This window comes from Streptomyces beijiangensis (assembly GCF_017315755.1).
In the GTDB taxonomy this organism is placed as follows: domain Bacteria; phylum Actinomycetota; class Actinomycetes; order Streptomycetales; family Streptomycetaceae; genus Streptomyces; species Streptomyces beijiangensis.
Map to the genome: position 1 here is coordinate 1 of NZ_JAFLRJ010001283.1, position 204 is coordinate 204.

1 protein-coding gene is annotated in these 204 nt (G+C 69.6%); it reads left to right on the plus strand.

Features of this window, described 5'->3' with window-relative positions:
- Position 1 precedes the first annotated feature (1 nt).
- A partial coding sequence (locus J0695_RS41520) for a class II aldolase/adducin family protein (RefSeq protein WP_206969987.1) occupies positions 2 to 204 on the plus strand: 203 nt, incomplete at its 3' end.

The following is a 204-nucleotide window of genomic DNA, read 5'->3' on the forward strand; positions in this document are numbered from 1 at the left end:
TATGCAGAACGCCTGGCAGAAGCTGGTGGAAACGGCCCGTCGGACGGTCGAGGACGGCCTTGTCGTGGGCACGTCGGGCAATGTCTCGGTGCGTGTCGGCGACACGGTGCTGGTGACCCCGACAGGGGTCCCCTACGACCGTCTCGGGGCCGACGAGCTGTGCGCCGTCGACCTGGAGGGACGGGTCACGGCCGGGGACATGCG